The sequence below is a fragment of the Streptomyces sp. NPDC025793 genome (genome assembly GCF_055558375.1).
Window position 1 is genome coordinate 44,379 of record NZ_JBVHMR010000024.1, and the last position, 15,148, is coordinate 59,526.

12 protein-coding genes and 1 pseudogene are annotated in these 15,148 nt (G+C 67.3%); 7 read left to right on the plus strand and 6 right to left on the minus strand.

Translation table 11 applies throughout. From position 1 onward, the window contains the following. The first annotated feature begins 500 nt into the window (after window positions 1-500). From ACZ4MF_RS33710 to ACZ4MF_RS33730, 5 genes and pseudogenes are all read left to right on the plus strand, one after another. A complete protein-coding gene (locus ACZ4MF_RS33710; protein WP_467496083.1) occupies window positions 501-1,274 on the plus strand; it encodes an SNIPE associated domain-containing protein in 774 nt (257 codons plus the stop codon). A gap of 121 nt (window positions 1,275-1,395) precedes the next feature. Beyond that, the gene (locus tag ACZ4MF_RS33715; RefSeq protein WP_467496180.1) at window positions 1,396-1,710 is read left to right on the plus strand and encodes a GIY-YIG nuclease family protein; all 315 of its coding nucleotides are present in this window, start codon (window positions 1,396-1,398) and stop codon (window positions 1,708-1,710) included. A 3-nt stretch (window positions 1,711-1,713) separates the two neighbouring features. Then, window positions 1,714-1,911, plus strand: a pseudogene (locus tag ACZ4MF_RS33720) (helix-turn-helix domain-containing protein); the annotation flags it as partial. Between the two features lie 18 nt (window positions 1,912-1,929). Then, window positions 1,930-2,577 (plus strand): DUF5753 domain-containing protein, encoded by a 648-nt coding sequence (locus ACZ4MF_RS33725; RefSeq protein ID WP_467496085.1) that lies wholly within the window; start codon window positions 1,930-1,932, stop codon window positions 2,575-2,577. Next, the gene (locus tag ACZ4MF_RS33730) at window positions 2,574-2,837 is read left to right on the plus strand and encodes a DUF397 domain-containing protein (protein WP_467496087.1); all 264 of its coding nucleotides are present in this window, start codon (window positions 2,574-2,576) and stop codon (window positions 2,835-2,837) included. The genes ACZ4MF_RS33725 and ACZ4MF_RS33730 overlap by 4 nt, the downstream gene beginning before the upstream one ends. A 110-nt stretch (window positions 2,838-2,947) precedes the next feature. On the opposite strand, the gene ACZ4MF_RS33735 is transcribed toward ACZ4MF_RS33730, so the two are convergent. Genes ACZ4MF_RS33735 through ACZ4MF_RS33745 form a run of 3 tightly spaced genes read right to left on the minus strand, consistent with a single transcriptional unit; the run spans window position 2,948 to window position 7,534 of the window. Next, window positions 2,948-4,699 carry a TIGR04141 family sporadically distributed protein gene (locus tag ACZ4MF_RS33735; RefSeq protein ID WP_467496089.1) on the minus strand — a complete coding sequence of 584 codons (1,752 nt, stop codon included), beginning with the start codon at window positions 4,697-4,699 and terminating at the stop codon, window positions 2,948-2,950. A gap of 43 nt (window positions 4,700-4,742) precedes the next feature. Further along, the gene (locus tag ACZ4MF_RS33740) at window positions 4,743-5,150 is read right to left on the minus strand and encodes a hypothetical protein (protein WP_467496091.1); all 408 of its coding nucleotides are present in this window, start codon (window positions 5,148-5,150) and stop codon (window positions 4,743-4,745) included. Next, window positions 5,147-7,534 (minus strand): AAA family ATPase, encoded by a 2,388-nt coding sequence (locus ACZ4MF_RS33745; RefSeq protein WP_467496093.1) that lies wholly within the window; start codon window positions 7,532-7,534, stop codon window positions 5,147-5,149. The genes ACZ4MF_RS33740 and ACZ4MF_RS33745 overlap by 4 nt, the downstream gene beginning before the upstream one ends. A 403-nt stretch (window positions 7,535-7,937) precedes the next feature. On the opposite strand from ACZ4MF_RS33745, the gene ACZ4MF_RS33750 reads away from it, so the two are divergent. Continuing rightward, entirely contained in the window at window positions 7,938-8,594 is a 657-nt protein-coding gene (locus ACZ4MF_RS33750; protein WP_362171027.1) for a DUF433 domain-containing protein, read from the plus strand. Beyond that, the gene (locus ACZ4MF_RS33755) at window positions 8,584-8,970 is read left to right on the plus strand and encodes a PIN-like domain-containing protein (protein ID WP_467496095.1); all 387 of its coding nucleotides are present in this window, start codon (window positions 8,584-8,586) and stop codon (window positions 8,968-8,970) included. Before ACZ4MF_RS33750 ends, ACZ4MF_RS33755 begins: the two co-directional genes overlap by 11 nt. 39 nt (window positions 8,971-9,009) lie before the next feature. Here the strand turns inward: ACZ4MF_RS33755 and ACZ4MF_RS33760 are convergent, their stop codons facing one another. The 3 genes from ACZ4MF_RS33760 to ACZ4MF_RS33770 are packed head-to-tail and all read right to left on the minus strand — an operon-like array spanning window position 9,010 to window position 15,121. Next, window positions 9,010-12,276 (minus strand): type I restriction endonuclease subunit R, encoded by a 3,267-nt coding sequence (locus ACZ4MF_RS33760; RefSeq protein WP_467496097.1) that lies wholly within the window; start codon window positions 12,274-12,276, stop codon window positions 9,010-9,012. Beyond that, window positions 12,273-13,487 carry a restriction endonuclease subunit S gene (locus tag ACZ4MF_RS33765; RefSeq protein WP_467496099.1) on the minus strand — a complete coding sequence of 405 codons (1,215 nt, stop codon included), beginning with the start codon at window positions 13,485-13,487 and terminating at the stop codon, window positions 12,273-12,275. The genes ACZ4MF_RS33760 and ACZ4MF_RS33765 overlap by 4 nt, the downstream gene beginning before the upstream one ends. Then, a complete protein-coding gene (locus ACZ4MF_RS33770) occupies window positions 13,484-15,121 on the minus strand; it encodes a class I SAM-dependent DNA methyltransferase (RefSeq protein WP_467496101.1) in 1,638 nt (545 codons plus the stop codon). Before ACZ4MF_RS33770 ends, ACZ4MF_RS33765 begins: the two co-directional genes overlap by 4 nt. Window positions 15,122-15,148: the final 27 nt, after the last annotated feature.

The window sequence follows — 15,148 nt, forward strand, 5'->3', positions numbered from 1 at the left end:
GACTCAGTGGCTCGCCGACCAGTTCACCGGCCGGGGCCTTCGTCGCGTTTCCACCTGGAACCCGTGCCCCTCCCCGGGAGAGACCCTCACGCATAGTTACAGGATGGTTACGAGGTGGAATATGCGGGTGATCAAGTGGCTGATCACCAAGAAAATGACACTCTACGTTTGCCGGGAATATCCGGCGCCCTATGTGCTGGGGAGCCTCAGGGGCGAGGGGGTGGGGAATGACTACTTACCGTTTCAATCCGCCGCCGGGTTGGCCTGTGCCACCCGCGGGATGGATGCCGCCGCCGGACTGGCGGCCCGACCCCACGTGGCCCCCGATGCCGGCGGGATGGCAGCTGTGGGTTCCTGAGGCCGACTCCACCAGCGATGCCCTCGCTGTCGACCCTGCCACGGGAGCCTCTGCGGTGCCGGCCACGGCCGCTGCCGGGAGTACGACCGCTGTGCCGGCGCCTCGAAAGGGAGGGCTGTTCGGGCGTCGACGTTCGGATGCCGTGTCCGAGGCCGAAGAACTGCGGGCGTGGATCGCAAGGACACAGGGGCTGGATGCCGCGCGGGTCGCCGGTCTTGTGCGGCAGGTCGAGGCGGAGGCCGCTGCACTGCGTGAGCGGACGTCCGCCGAAGCCGCCGAGGAGGCCGAGGGGATCCTCAAGGACGCCCGTGAGACGGCGAAGGAGATTCTCGGCGACGCGCGCCGGACGGCGAAGGAGACCGAGCGGGTCCGCAAGGAGGCCGACCGACACCGCAAGGACGCCTTCGACGCCGAACGACGGCTTGCCGAACTGCAAGGCCGGATCGTCAACGCCGACGAGACCGCCATGCTGCAGGAGGCCGGGATCTACGCCTACCGGCACGCGCTGCACGACGCGATCGCCTACCGCAGCCGGCTCGACACACTGCAGAACGAGATCAAGGCACTCGCCCGTGCAGGCCGCGCCGTCCAGGCGGCCACGGACTGGACGGTCAACGGCTCCAAGCGCGAGGGCCAGAAAATGGTCCGCGACTTCTCCAAGCTCATGCTGCGCGCCTACAACGCCGAAGCCGACTACGCCGTGCGGTCCATGCGGCCGCACCGGCTGAGCTCCCTCGTCGACCGGCTCTACAAGAGCCGCGAAACGATCGCCCGGCTCGGTGCCACCATGCACATCCGGATCACCGACCAGTCCCACAACGCGCGCGTACGGGAGTTGGAACTCACCGCCGACTTCCTGCAGAAGAAGGAAGAGGAGAAGGAGGCCCAGCGCGAGGTACGCGGCCCGGGAGCGTGAGGAGGCGGCGGTCTAGCGGGAACTCGACCGGCAGCGCGAGAAGCTGAACAAGGAACTCGGCCACTACCAGTCGGCACTTGACCGTCTGCGCGAGCGCGGTGACGAGGCGGGTGTGGCGGAGATGGAGGCCAAACTGGCCGAGATCGAGAACGCTCTGCAGGACGTCGAGTCCCGCGCGGCGAACATCCGCGCCGGCTATGTGTACGTCATCTCGAACATCGGCGCCTTCGGCGATCGCATGGTGAAGATCGGCATGACGCGTCGGCTCGAACCTCTGGAGCGCGTCTACGAGTTGAGTGGCGCGGCCGTACCCTTCCGCTTCGACGTGCACGCGCTGATCTTCAGCAAGGACGCGGTCGGCCTGGAGACGGAACTCCACCGGCAGTTCGCCTCGAAACGGGTCAACCAGGTCAACAGCCGGAAGGAGTTCTTCTGAAGCCTGGTCCCGCAGTCGGTCTACCGGCGACAGCTCGCGGCACGGCTGAAGGAACTGCGTGACGCGACCGGGCTCACCCTCACCGAGGTCGCTAACCAGCTGGAGGTCAACCAGGGGTCACTGAGCCGGATCGAGAACGGCGAACGCGGTACGACGCCGGTCCTCGTCCGCGCTCTGCTGAACCTGTACGGCGTCAAGGACGAGGATCGGCGCGCCGACGTGCTCGACCTCGTGCCAGCGGACAAGGAGCAGCAGAAGCCCTGGTGGCGGAAGTACTCGACGGTCCTCACCCCGACCCGTTACGACGGATACCTCGCGCTGGAGGCCGGCGCGACACACCTCGCCAGCTACCAGCCGATGCTCGTGCCAGGGCTGCTCCAGACCGAGGACTACGCACGTGCCGTGATCTCCCGGATGAGGAAGAACCTGTCCCCGCCGCTGGTCGAGTCCCTGGTCAGGGTCCGCATGGAGCGGCAGAACAGCCGCTTGGACGGCGAGACCCCCGCCCGACTCTGGGCGATCCTCGACGAAGCCGTGCTGCGCCGGACGGTCGGCTCTGTAGAAGTGATGCGCGACCAGCTGCGGAAGCTGGTGGCGGCAAGCGAGCAGTCGAACGTCACCGTGCAGCTGCTGCCCTTCTCACTCGGAGCGCATCCCGGGCTGTACGGCCCCTTCGTCATCCTGACCTTCCCGCGCCCCACGCCAGACCTGGTGTGGCTGGAGAACCCCAAGAACTCCGTGTATCTGGAGTCCCCGGAGGACGTAGCCAACTACACGGACATCTTCGATCAGTTGCGGGATAACGCCCTCGACCCGTCGGAGACTCGCACCCGCATCGCACGCATCAGCAAGGAGCTCGAAGAGTGAGCACGCCCAGCATGGCCGCCCCGCACGACGTCACGGCAGCTCCGCACGACGTCGACCTCGCACGTGCGCACTGGCGGAAGAGCACGTACAGCGGGGGTGCGAACGACTGCGTAGAAGTCGCGGAACTGAACGAGTACGCGGCAGTGCGAGACTCCAAGGACGTCGGCCGTGGGCCGTTGCTCTTCACCAAGGCGGCGATGCGCAGTCTGGTAAGCGCGATCGCCTGCATGGAGGGGTTCACCCAGCTGAGGAGGGAATAGGCCCGCCTGCTTGGACGGTGAGACGACGGCTGACCACATGAGCGCCTACTGGGACGGCGCCTCTCCAGGCTTTGCACAATGTCGGCGTACGACGCTACGGTGCGCGGCGGCTACGCCACCAGCCGTCGGGTTCCAGTCGAAGTGACAACCCAAGGAGTTGAGGCGATGCCGACGACCTCGACCTGGACGCCCCATGTTTCGAGTGTCCTGGCCGTTTGCACCAAAGTGACCTGCGAGAACGGGAACAGGGTGTCGGCGGTGAGGTCGGTGCCGTCCTTCAGCAGGATTGCGAAGACAACCTTCAAAGGCCGGAAGTCTTCCGGTAGACCGCGCCCTTGCCGGGCGGCAGCCACCTTCTCGGCGAACCGTTCCCTCCCCTCCGGGGAGTTCCGCAACGTCTGTACGGCGACAAGGGCCTGACTGAAGAGATGGCTCAGCGCGTCGGAACCCTTGGCGCGCTTCACCATGATCAGGACATCATCCGGGCTCAGCAGGTCGCAAATCTCTACGCCGTTCCCGCGGTGCAGCGCGGTCTGCACGTTGTCGCGGTCGAAGCAGACGTACCCGGGCCGCTGGTCCGGCACGGACGCGTTGTAGGTGCGCTCCTTCTCCCCGAGGACCCACGGGGGCAGGTCGACGGACGGGGTGTCGGAGATCAGCCGCTCGGCGTGCGAGCGGATCGCCTTCAGATACTCCTGATCGATCTCGTACCAGTGCTCGTCCATCAGGAAGAACCGGCGAGAGTCGAGAAACACCTCCGCCTCGATCCACCGGAGAGCGCTGGACGTCCAGATTTCGTCGGCCCGGTCGGCGCGGTCGTGCCGATAGAGGGTGACTGTTCCTTCCCGGAGCGCGGCCACGCGGCTGCCCGCACGCTGGATGCGCGCACGGCAGAGGACGTACTCAAGGTCGAAGTCGTCGGTCGACCGGCCGGCCGCGTAGCTGTTGATCCTGGCCCTGAACGCCCGGGCGGCCATGTAGTCGTCCCAATGGTCGGCGGGGACAGCAACGCTGATTCTCCCGCCAGGCTCCTGTCCCAGAAGGTCGTCCAAGACGGCCTCCAGGCGGGTGACAAGGCTGGGATCGTCGACGGGCACGACGTGTTCGACGAACTCCAGCTCCGGACTCGGCTTCTCCTCGCGCAACACGCGGGCGATCGCACGGATGTCGGCAATCAGGTCGGCGCCCTCCACACCGAGTCGCATGCACAGGCCGGCGCCGCCCTCGGCACTGGAGATCTTCCCCGGGTTGTCCCGGGAGATGGTGAGCGGGATGTTGTCCAGGTGGCCGCCGAGGCGGCGCACGATCTGGGCGTGTTCGACGATGCCCAGGCTCCACACCGAGGCCCCGCTCGGGATCAGGGTGATATCGGTGCGTCCTCCGCCGGGGGTGTGCGACACCAGGTCCCGGATCTTCGCGGGGTCCACTCGGCGGGACGCGAAGCTCAGGCCGAAGCGGTGGTCCTTCAGGCGGTCGGGCACCAGGCGGAAGCCCTGGTCGTAACCGATCGCGTATACCTCACCGTCGACGGCCAGCATCAGCAGGCCGGCCGAGCGATTGACGGGCCGTGACACCTCGATACCTGTCGTACGGAAGATCTCGTCGCACCAGCTCGCGACGGACTGCTCGAAGCTGCCGGTGACCAGGACCGCCGGCACACCGAGGTTCTCGGGGACGTCGAAGTCCGCGTGGACCCTTTCCAACTGGCCAGCGTCCAGTGCGTCGAACATCGCGTCGGCAGTGGGAGGCACGCCCCTGAGCCGGTACAGGGTTCGCTTGGACGTACGGGCCGTCATCGTGCTGCTCCTCGTTCCGCTCTCTGTGGACGGTGGCGATAACCGCCCTCGTGGTGTTGTTCTCACGGGTGTCTCCTCCCGGCAGCGCCTCTCCTGGCGCCGATGCTGATCAGGGGGTCAACAGGGTGACGAGCGCCGCGACTTCGGTGTGCCACGCGCGGACCTGGTCCTCCGTCGGACCGATCTCGTACTGGTGGTAGTGGCATCCCAGACAGAGCTGGGTCCACACGGCTTTCGCGCGGCGGGCCGTTCCGGCTTCGGCGCAACCGCGAAGCCAGAGGAACGCGGCCCGCTGGGTGCCCTCCCGGATCGCGCGCGGCGCCCGGTGGGCGGTGAGGCGGTCGGCGACCGCGCTCTCCAGCGCGACCCGGAGGGCGAAGGCTGCACCTCGACACCGGCTCGCCGTGGCGGCAGTGGACGTGGTGGGTACGGTCGTGGCAGCGGGCGTGGCGGGCTCGCCGATGTCCGTGAGGAGCAGGTCGGCGGTGTCGAGCAGCTGGCGAATGGTCTGATTCACGGCCCCTCCTCGGGCTTGCGTACCGTCAGGGCGACGGCCTTGATGTCGTCCACGAACCGGTGGGGGTCCGGCATCGAGGTGCCCGACGGGTGGGCACCCTCCTGGCACTGCCGGACAAGGTCCACCGCCCCGGGGCCGCACCGCCTGCGCAGCTCGCGGTAGACGTCACTGGCCCTCTTCGACGGGTCTCCGAAGAGCCCCAGGGCGGCGATGTCCATCAGCGTGACGGCCCCCGCGACGGTCTTCTCCGCCTCGTGTTCGGCCACCCCCGCCCGGTGCAGCCGAAGCCACGCGGCCTCAGAGAAGGCCCGTTCCAGGACGGCGCGGCAGAGGCTGGGCAGCACATGGGTCATCGCGACCGGCGGGAGGTTTCGCGTCCGGATGAGGGCGCGTGCGTCGGCCAGTGCCTGACCGACCGGATCGGTCACCCGGTTCACGGTCACCACGGACCGGCCCGCCCGCTCCACCTCCAGTACGGTCACCGGGAGTTCCTGGTTGGTGAAGGCCCGCTGGAGCCGCGTGTCGTGGGTGAAGACCACGACCTGCCGGGTCTCCCCGAGGTCGTGCAGCACCTTCGCGAGGCCGTGGACCTTGGCGGGATCCATGGACTGCACCGGGTCGTCGATGACGACGAACCCGAAGGGGCTGTCCGGCGCGGCAGCACGCGGCAGGAAGAGCGAGAGCGCGAGGGAATGCAGTTCGCCCTGGCTCATGACGCCGAGGGCCGCCGCCTCCGTGCCGTCGACGGACACGTCCATCACCAGCTTGCGCACGGTGGCCTTCTCGCTGCCGGTCAGGCGTACGGAACGCAGGTCCACGTTGCTCTGCTGACGCAGTTCCTCCCAGATCCGCTGCGAGTGGTCCTCGAACGGCCGCAGCCGCTCCTCGCGCAGCTCGGCACGCGCCTCCTTCAGCCACTTACGGGCCGCCCTGACCTGGCACAGCCGGGACCTGCCGGCGTACGCGGGCCGGGCCCGGTCGAGCCAGCCCGCGAGGCGGGTGGCACAGGAGCGCCACTCCTCGTCGAGCTTCTCCAGCTCCCGCAGCGCCTCCTCGCGCAGCGCGGCGCAGGCGTCGGCGAGTACAAGAGCGGCGGTCTCGGCGCGGGCGGCGAGCCGCTCGGCGTCGTCGATCGCCCGGCACGCCTGCCACTCCTCCCACGGGTCCACGAGCGGGGCGGGCAGCCACGCGGGGACCGGCGTGACGAGGTAGCGGACGGCGTCAACCGCGTTCCGCAGCCCGGTGCGGGCCTCCCGCGCAGTCGCGGCCTCCCGCCGCAGGGCTGCCACCTGCTCGGCGGCCCGCTCGGCCCACGCCTCGTCGAGCGTCCGGTCGGACCCGCACACCGGGCAGGTATTCTCGTCCTGGTGCCGACGACTGTGCTCCAGGGCCTTGGCCAGCAGTTCCGCGCGCTGGTGGGCGTCCTCGGCGCCCGAGGCACGTACGTCGTCGAGTACGGCGACGGCCTCGCGGAGCCGGTCCACGGCCGCGCCGACCACGCCGAGGTCCGGTCCAGTCAGCGCGGCGGTCGTCCGCAGTTCCCGGAGACGGCCCGCGTCCGCGTCGGGCAGTGCAGTCACGAGGGCGTCGAGTTCGGCGAAGTCGGGGTCGCCCGCCTTGCCGACGGCCGCGAGCGCGCGTACCGCCCGCGGGTCGTCCGGCGCGGACAACACCTCGGCGAGTACGGGCCGTTCCGCCTCGGCCTGCTTCAGCGCGGAGTCGAGCGCCTTCTCGATGCCCTGGAGCCGCTCGTCCGCGTCAGTCAGTTCGCGGAGCCCGAGGATGGCGGCGACCGAGTCGTACTGCTCGCTGGGCCTGCCGTTGAGGACCTTGTCGAGATCCGCGTACGACAGAAAGGGGCTGTAGTCGTTCAGGGCCCGCTCCCAACCGATGCCAGCGAAGGGCCGACGGCCGTGGCCCGGCCGTCTGATCTCGACATCGGGGGCGTTGACGTCGTCGCCGGGCCAGGTGCACGTGAGGGTGGACAGTCGGGGGTCGCCTGCGATGGCGAGGCGGACCTCGACCTTCGCGTCGGCCCCGTCGTGGAGGTTGCGCCAGTGTCGGCGCCACACCTCTCCCCGCTGCTTGTCCAGGCGGGCGGTCCGGCCCGTGAGTGCCGTCTCGGCGCCCTCGGCGAAGCTGGACTTCCCCGAGCCGTTGCGTCCCACGACGAGGGTGACGCCAGGCTGCGCGGTCAGCGGCAGACGCGCCTTTCGGCCAATGCCGCGAAAGCCGTTGACGCTGATCGAGTCAAGGAACACCCGCTGGTCCGGGTGCGGAGCGGCGGGGGTGCCGGACGACTCCGTCGCGGTGGCGCTCAGTGCCTCTCGCAGGAGTTCCTGGGGTGCCTCGGCGAGCGCCGAGCCTTCGAGGCGGGCGGTCAAGCGGGAGAGCGTCGAGGAGGCGCCTCGGCGGTGATCGACCTGATGATCGGATGCGTTCGGCTCGTTCTGTGCGGGGTGTTCCGTCATGGTGCTCTCCGCCCTCCGTGGTCGGTTCCGGGGCCGGGCTCGTGCGGTGGGCGAGAGGGGTGAGTCTCTCGCTTTGCGCGAGCCCGGTGTGACAGAACCGACGGTAGAAGCGGAGAAGTTCTTGACTCCAAGATTTCAGCGATAACCCTAGTTATCGAGAATTACACTCTCAAATGGACTGAACGCTGCCGGGACTGCCAAGCCAAAGACCGACTCCCTGTGGCTGGCTGAGCCGATGACTGGGTGTGCGGTCCACCTGCAGGTGGGAGGCTCGATGTGGCACGATGCGAAATCCGGCGCCAAGAGGAGGTGGGGCATGGTCGACAGGTTCAAAGACGGACTGCTGACGCCCGCAGAGACCGCCTCCTACCTTGAGATTCCGCAGTCGACCCTTACCTCGTGGCTGAAGGGCAAGGCCGCCGGAGCACCACTGGTCCACCAGGTCGAGCCGGTACGGAGGGGGCAGCCTTCGGTGCCGTTCATCGCGGTGGCCGAGGCGCATGTTCTTCGTTCTCTGCGTTCCCTGGGGCTGCGGATGAGCGAGATCAGGGAGGCGGCCGGCGCTGTACGGGACGCCTTCGACACCCCGTACGGCCTCGTGTCGAAGCGGATCGCCACGGACGGCGTGGACATCTTCATCGAGCACGGTTGGGGGGATCTCCGCAGAGCCCGCGACGGCCAGGTCCCCATCCACGAAGTGGTCTCCGACTATCTCCGATACCTCACCTGGGAGCCGGGTGACGACTTCCCCTCCAGCCTGCGGCTGAGGCAGTACCCGGATTCCGTCCCCGTCGTGATCGATCCGAGGTTCGGCCACGGTCTCCCCGTGGTGGCCGCCAACCGCGTCACGGTCCAGGCCATCACCGACCTGTGGGAGGCCGGGGAGACCGTCGAGGACATCGCGTACGACTACGACATGACACCCGAGCAGGTGGACGCGCTCTGCCGGGCAGTGGTGCACCTTGTCGCCTGAGTTCTTCCTCGACCGGAACCTCGGTCGCCGTGTCGCGGAAGGACTGAGAGCCTGCGGGTGGACGGTTCACCGCATCGGGGACGTTTTTCCTGACGACGGGCAGGACGTTCCGGACGAGGAGTGGATCACTTACGGTCTCGACCGGTCCTGGGTCCCACTGTCGAAGGACGGGCGGATCAAGACCCGGGATCTGGAGATCCAGCCCGTCCTGGAGCGCGAGGCGGTGCTGTTCTACCTGGACAACCAGCAGCTTCGCAGCGTCGAGATGGTCGAGCGTCTCCTCGCACATCGTGACGCCATCCACCGAGCCGTCGAGAAGGGCGGCCCGGCGGCCTACGCCGTACGGCACGACCGTGTTGAGCGCTCCTGGCCGTGACGGGAGGGCGCGTCTGGTAGCGCCCTCCCGTACGCGTTGCTACTTCGCCGCGGGCGCCCACAGAGCGGCCACGATCTCCATCTGCTTGAGGACCAGGTCGACCGCCTCGCGCTCCTCCTCCGGCGGGTAGTCGAACATCGCCAGCACGCGGCGGATGCGGGTACGGAGCTTCGCCCGGACGGGTTCGCGGGAGAGCCAGTCGACGGAGAGGTTCTTCTGGATGTCCTTGACGAGGGCACGGGCGATCTTGGCGAGGGTGTCGTCGCCGCCCTCCATCGCCTCGGCCATGTCGCGGTGCGCGACGGCGTCGTAGAAAGCCAGCTCGGCGTGGGTCAGCGGCGGGTCGAACCGCTCGCCGCGGCGGGCTTCCGCCGACACCTCCCTTGCCAGGGCGGCGAGTTCGGCGATCACCTGGGCGCTGGTGAGCTGCTGGAGCATGTACCGCTTCATCAGGTCGTTCAGGCGCTCGGTGAAGCTCTCGTTGCGGACGACGTTGTGCTTGGTCACCTCGCGCATCTTCTGCTGGATCATGCGGCGCAGGGCCTCGGTGACCAGGTGGGGGGTCTCGGAGTTCTCCAGCTTCCGCAGTTGCGCCTCGTTGAGGCGGGTGATGTCCAGCCGGCCGATCCCGGCCTCCGCGTACAGGTCGGTGATCTCGTCGGCGTCGACGACCGAGGCCGCGAGGGCTTGCAGGTAACGCTGGACCTCGGCGCTGAGCGGCTCCCCGCTCGCCTCGCGCTGGGCAGCGTCGAGCTTGATCATCCAGGCCCGGACCTCGCTGAAGAAGGAGATGTCACGACGCCAGTCGTCCAGGTCCTCGCAGCGCTCGGCGATCTCCTTGCTCATTGCACAGACACGGTAGAAGCGGTCCAACCGGGCGGCGCTGTCCTTGAAGCGGACGGAGAGCGGCTTGGCGGGGGGCTCGACCTTGTTGCCCGGGTTCTTCGGGTCGCGCAGGAAGTCGGCGGTCAGGCGCAGCGCGCGCTTGCGGGTGTCGGGGCGGCCGGTGTCGGCCAGCCACTCCTTCCAATGGCTGCCGACCAGCAGCCCCTTGATGGTGGCGATCTCGTTCTTGACCTCGGTGACGGCCCGTTCGATGTCCGCGCCGAGGGTCTGGTCCTTGCGGTCCTGGTCTGAGTACTCGCGCAGGGCCTTGGTGAGGTTGTCGGTGAGGGGTGCGTAGCCGACGAGCAGGCCGTCCTGTTTGCCGCGGAACCGGCGGTTGACGCGGGCGAGCGCCTGCATCAGGTTGGCGCCCTGCATCGGGCGGTCCATGTACAGGGTGTGGATGGGCGGGGCGTCGTAGCCGGTGAGCAGCATCGAGTGGACGATGAGCAGTTCCAGCTCGTCGTCGGCGTTCCTGGCTCGCTTCTGGACGACCTTCTGCTGGGACTTACGCAGCGAGTGCTTGCGCATGTGCTCGGGGTCGGAGCGGTCGCCGTGGAAGACGATCTTCATGACGCCCTTGCCGACCTCGTCGCTGGCCCAGCCGGGCCGCCGCTTGGCCAGCGCGTCGAAGACCCGTACGCAGATCTCGCGGGTCGCGCACACGATCATCGCCTTGCCGGGGGCGCCGATGTCGGGCTTGACCAGCTCGCGGCGCTGCTCCCAGTGGGCGATCAGGTCGTCGGCGAGCTTCGCTAAGCGGTCCTCGGAGCCGTAGATGGTGTTCATCGTCGTGGCGTACTGGATGGCGCGGCGGCGTTCGGCGTCATCCATGCCCTCGGTGAGCGTGTTGGCCTGCTCGTCGAGCGTGTTCGGGTCGACACCCTTGGGCAGGTCGACCTTGATGACACGCGGCTCGTGGAATACGCGGACCGTGGCCCCGTCGTCTACGGCGCGCTTCAGGTCGTAGATGTCGATGTACTCGCCGAAGACGGCACGGGTGTCAGCCTCGGCCTTCGAGATCGGCGTACCGGTGAAGGCGAGCAGGGTGGCGTACGGCAGGGCGTCGCGCAGGTGGCGGGCGTAGCCGTCGAGGCTGTCGTAGTGCGAGCGGTGGGCCTCGTCGACGATCACCAGGATGTTGCGGCGCTCGGAGAGGAGCGGGTGCGACTTGCCGGCGTCCTTCTCCTCTTTGCTCAGGCCGAACTTCTGGAGGGTGGTGAAGACGATCCCGCCGACGTTGCGCTGCGTCAGCTCGGTGCGCAACTCCTCGCGCGTGTCAATCTGATGCGCCTTCTGCCCGAGCAGGGTCTCGCTGTCGAGGAAGGTCTCGTAGAGCTGGTCGTCGAGGTCGTTGCGGTCGGTGATGACGACGATGGTGGGGTTGTTGAGGGCCGGGTGACGGGCGACGAGCGCCGCCGTCTCCACCATCTCCTCCGACTTGCCCGCGCCCTGCGTATGCCAGACCACGCCGGCCTGGCCGTTCGTCCGTGACGCCTCGACGACGGCGTCCACCGCCTTGTTCACCGCGAAGTACTGGTGCGGCTTCGCGATGCGCTTGCCGGAGAGGGGCTCGCCCGGCTTGGGCGGGGGGAAGTTGATGAAGTTGCGGGTGAGGGAGAGGAACCGGTCCTGCGTGAATAGGCCGTGCAGGGCCAGGTTCAGCGCGTCGAGGCCGTCGTAGCCGGGCTCGTTGGTGTCGACGCGTTCACCCTCGTGGTCGACGTTCCAGGGCGCGAAGTGCTCGTACGGCGTGAATGCTGTGCCGTACTTGGCGGTTATGCCGTCCGAGACCAGGCAGAGGACGTTGTAGCGGAACGCGATCGGGAACTCCGAGACGTACGTCTGGAGTTGGGCGTGCGCGGACTTGAGGGTCGCGTTCTCGTCGGAGGCGCTTTTGAGTTCGACGACGGCGAGAGGCAGGCCGTTGACGTACAGGACGATGTCGAAGCGACGGTGGCTGCCGTCGGTGTCCCTGACCGTGACCTGGTTGGCGGCGAGGTAGCTGTTCGCCTCGGGGTCCGTGCAGTCGACGAGGCGGACGGTGGGGGTCTGCTCGGCGCCGAACTCGTCGGTGTAGGTGAGGCGAATGCCGGTGGTGAGGTACTCGTGCGCCTGCTTGTTCTCCGGGTACGCCTCGCGGGAGGTGGGGTCGGTGGCGATGCGCGTCGCCTCGTGGACGGCGGTGGAGGTCAGCTCCGGGTTCAGCCTCTCGATGGCTGCCTGGAGCTCGTCGTGGAGGATCAGGTCGTCCCAGTCGCGGCGGTGGCCGGTGCCGGGGGCTAGGTCTTTGCCGGGCTTGGTTTCCCAGGCGAGTTGGGCGAGTTCGTCCAGGGCGAGGTGCTCCCAAGTGGACTCGGTCATTTTGGCGTCGAGGTGGGCGGGGGTGTGCGTGGGTTCGCTGCCGTTTTCGGTGGTCATACGGCGTCCTCCACGATCTTCTCGGCGTCTCGGACTCGGAGCTTGCCGGACATTAGTTGGGGGAGGAGGGTGTCGCGTAGGGCGGCGAGGCTGCGGGATTCCACCTTTGCTCGATCCGACCGCGCAAGGAGCGGCGACATCCAGTCCGTAAGCGCAAGGACCCGATCCTGTTCCGGCATGGCAAACCTGAAGGCGGGCAGCGCCTTCACGCTCAGGTGGAGCACTGTCGTGCCATTGCAGTAACCCATAGCATGGTCGCGGAACCTCGGAGTCGAAAGCAGCGCCAGCAGATATTCGCGAGTAAGCGAGGCGCGGGGGCGAACAATAGCGAGATCCAAACTCGCGACGAGTCGACCACTTACGCCAAGACTTGCCACACGCACGGGCCTGGCAATCACTTCTGCCTTCTGCGTCAAGTCGGTATGAGCAACTACCACATCCCCATCGTCGAGAATCTGCGACTCCTTAAAGTCGCCCGAAAATCTCTTGAGACCCGAATGGGAGAACGTGCCGTTACGTCCCACGCATTTCAATGAGACGAGCCAGTCTCCCCCCTGCCCCAGATCAGCACTCCGATAAGAATTCCCCTTAACCACGACGGCTTCGTCGGCAAGAGTAACTTCAGGGCCATCCTCTTTCTCCGCCACGTACTGCCCTCGGGCGATCGCCAGTGCACTAGAGGTCGAGGCGATGCGTTCGTTCAAGTCGATTTTATCGTCCAGCGCGCGCAGCACTCCCGTGATTGCTTTCTGCTCCGCTAGGGGTGGAAGTCTCAGCGTCAACCGCTTTGCCGATCCGACATTAAAATGCTGCTGCACGGCTCCCACCGTGTGAGCCTGAATGAACTCCCGCGCTGTCTCGTTAATGGCATAGCACAGGAACCACGGCTCCACGCCAGGCCCCGGCCTTGCAATAACGAGGTCAGCGCAGTTCAGGGATCCCACCCCGCCTGGAATCACAGAGGAGACGCCTGGCTCGCCCGTACGGACGATGACCAAGTCTCGTTCATGCAACTGCGACTTGGACAGCTCATCGTGGAAGTCTTGATCGATGTACTTGAGTGATGCGAGGTCGAGTCGACCGGGTTTCACATTCTGCGACCGCAGAAACGGGATCCCCTTGGGCACGTATCGCGAGGCCATAGACCCCACGTGCCCCACAGTGATCCGCGTACAAAGTTCTCCTAGTTCACGCACCGGCCACTCGGTCATCCCAGCCTCCCCAACTGCTCCCGCACCACCGAATCCAACCGAGCCGACTCATCCAACTGCTCGAACAACTCCTTCGTCAGCCGAGCGATCCGCTCTTCCACCGGCTCTGCGTCCGGGTCCTCTTCGACCTCCGCCGCCCCCACATACCGCCCCGGCGTCAGCACATAGTCGTGCTTCTCGACCTCCTCCAGCGTCGCGCTGTAGCAGTAGCCCGGGACGTCCTCGTATGAAAGGCCCTTGTCCCTCGCCGACTTGGTGCCCCGCCACGCGTGGTACGTGTCGGAAATCTTCTCCAGGTCCTCCTTCGTGAGGATCCGCTCCGTGCGGTCGACCATCGTGCCCATCGCGCGCGCGTCGATGAACAGCACCCGGCTCCGCCGGTCCTCCAGCGCCCTCGCCCCCTGCGGGGACTTGTCCTTCGTCAGGAACCACAGGCACGCCGGGATCGCCGTCGTACGAAACAGGTTGCCCGGCAGGGCGATCATGCAGGAGACCAGGTCCGCCTCGACCATCGCCGCGCGGATCTCACCCTCCCCCGACTGCTTGGACGACATCGAGCCGTTGGACAGGACCACGCCCGCGCTGCCCCGGTCCCCCAGCTTGGACACGATGTGCTGGAGCCACGCGTAGTTCGCGTTCGACTGGGGTGGCGTGCCGTACCGCCACCGCCTGTCGTCCGACTTCCTTGCCCAGTCGGACATGTTGAACGGCGGGTTGGCCATGACGAAGTCGGCCTTCAGATCAGGCAACTTGTCGTCTGCGAACGTGTCCGCCCAACGGTCGCCGACGCCCTTCGGGTCCATGCCGTGGATGGCGAGGTTCATCTTCGCCAGGCGCCACGTGCGCTCGTTGGCCTCCTGGCCGTAGACCGCGATGTCGTGGGTATGGTCCTTGCCCTTGCGCCGTTCGACGAACTTGCCGCTCTGCACGAACATGCCGCCCGAGCCGCACGCCGGGTCGTACACCCGCCCTTCGTACGGCTCCAACACCTCGACGATCAGGCGGACCACGCTCGCTGGCGTGTAGAACTCGCCGGCCCTCTTGCCCTCCGCCCGCGCGAAGCGCTCCAGGAAGTACTCGTACGTCTCGCCCAGGATGTCCTGCGCGGGACGGTCGCCGTGCCCCGTGAAGCGCGCGTCGCTGATGAGGTCGACGAGTTCCTTCAGGCGCTTCTGGTCGACGTTGTCGCGGTTGAAGATCTTCGGGAGGACGCCGGTGAGGGTCTTGTTGGCCTTCATCACCTCGTCCATGGCCTCGTCGAGGAGCTTGCCGACGCCGCCCTCCGCGCTGGCCGCGTTCTCCGAGATGTGGTCCCAGCGGGCGGTTGGGGGCACCCAGAAGACGTTCTTCTCCGTGTACTCGTCCTTCTCCTCAAGGAAGGCAGCCCGGCGGTGCTCGGGGATCTGGGCCAGCTCGGGGTCGGCGGCCAACTCCTCGCGTCGTTCGGTGAAGGCGTCGGAGACGTACTTCAGGAAGACCAGGCCGAGCACGAACTCCTTGTACTGGGCGGCGTCCATGGAGCCGCGGAGCTTGTCCGCGGCCTTCCACAGGATGTCCTGGATCTCCTTGGTGCTAGAGACACTGAGCAGTTCGCCCTGTCCGGCGGCTGCCGCGGCTCGCTTGCGGGGAGGCATCGTTCCTTCTTCCGACTTGTCAGTGGG